Origin of the sequence: Bacteroides caecigallinarum (assembly GCF_021530995.1) — a bacterium.
GTDB lineage: Bacteria > Bacteroidota > Bacteroidia > Bacteroidales > Bacteroidaceae > Phocaeicola > Phocaeicola faecigallinarum.
Window position 1 is genome coordinate 1 of sequence record NZ_JADYTF010000221.1, and the last position, 1,737, is coordinate 1,737.

A 1,737-nucleotide genomic window follows, 5' to 3' on the forward strand; every position below is an offset into this window, starting at 1 on the left:
CTCTACTTGAATATTTAGGATTATCAAGTTATTTATTACCTCCTCAAAGTAAAATTGATGAGAATTATAGTAATATAATATATAAAGAAGTAAATGCTAAGCTTGATATATTAAGAAATAATAGCCTAAAGTATTTACAAAGGAATTGTATTATTTAGTTTATTTATATTAATACAACCATGAAAAAGAACATCGCCGTAGCAGGAAACGGATATGTGGACCTGTCGATAGCCACATTGTTGGCACAGTATCATCGTGTAACAGCAGTGGACGAGATATCGGAAAAGGTGGAGAAGATTAACAATAGAATTTCACCGATACAGGATGATTATATATAGAAGTATCTGACCGAGAAGAAACTTGACCTGCAAGCTACACTGGACGGTGCTTCAGCATACAAAGATGCAGAGTTCGTAGTAATAGCAGCACTAACCAACTATAATCCCAATGAGAACTATTTCGATACATCGCATGTTGAAGAGGTTATAGACATGGTACAGGAAGTAAATCTGGACGCTGTAATGGTTATCAAGAGTACACACTAGTAGGTTACTGCATGAGAAAGAATACGTTATCTGAGTATACTGTCTGACAATGAAATCGAACAGTGACAACTTCCGACAGAGCTCAATAAAGGGGGTGATGAAGCGAATATAGGCCAAGGGAGCTACAGTGATAATATACGAACCTGCGCTGGAGGATGGCACTACTTTCTTTGGAACGAAAATAGTGAACAACCTTGAGGATTTCAGACGTATGAGTGGCACCATTATAGCGAACAGATAGGACGACGTGAAGGAGAAGGTGTATACGAGGGATGTGTTCAGAGGAGACTAATAATCTAATAATAAGTTTTTATTTCTAATATTATCCCTGAATTAATAATTAATAATATTTAGTTTTTAGGAGTATATTAATAGTGATAATATAAATTATGGATAAACTAGTAAGTGTTATTATTCCAACATATTCAAGACCCACAAATTTAAAAAGGGCTATAGATAGTGTTTTAAATCAAACATATGATAATATAGAGTTAATAGTTGTAGATGACAACGGATTAGGTACAGAAAATCAAATAAAAACTGAAAAGGTTATTCATGAATATTTGTCATTAAAAAATTTTCATTATTTAAAACACGAAACAAATAAAAATGGGGCAGCTGCGAGAAATACTGGCATAAAAAATTCTGATGGAGTATATATTGCATTTCTTGATGATGATGATGAATTTACGCCAAATAAGATAGCAATTCAAGTGAAAGCTTTAGAACAGCTTGATAACACATGGGGCGGTTGTTATTGTAATATGCTATTTAAAGGGAGAAGAGAAAAAATAACTAATAACAAGAAATCTGGGAATCTTCTAGAAGAAATGTTGCTTGAAACAGCAAGATTTAACAGTTCAACTCTTTTATTTAGAAAAGAAGTTTGCATTGATTTAAAAGGTTTTGATGAAAGTTATACAAGACATCAGGATTGGGAATTTATGATTAGATTCTTTAGAAAATATAAAATTTTTCTCCCCCCTGAAACTTGTATCGTTAATAGGTTCTTTAGTTTTGAACATAATAATATTCCTAAATCAGAATCTTTTATTAATATAAAAAAGAAATTTTTAGAAGAATTTAAGGATGATATAGATAAATGTAAAAATAAGAATACTATATATCATAAGCAATTAATGCAAGTTGCTTATTCGCTTTTTGTGGAACGTAAATATAAATTGTTTTATTC

1 protein-coding gene and 1 pseudogene are annotated in these 1,737 nt (G+C 31.5%); both read left to right on the plus strand.

The window, feature by feature from the left end; genetic code table 11:
* Positions 1–179: 179 nt before the first annotated feature.
* A pseudogene (locus I6E24_RS17640) lies at positions 180–539 on the plus strand (UDP-glucose 6-dehydrogenase); the annotation flags it as partial.
* Positions 540–934: 395 nt separating this feature from the next.
* A partial coding sequence (locus I6E24_RS16160) for a glycosyltransferase family 2 protein (RefSeq protein WP_235329717.1) occupies positions 935–1,737 on the plus strand: 803 nt, incomplete at its 3' end.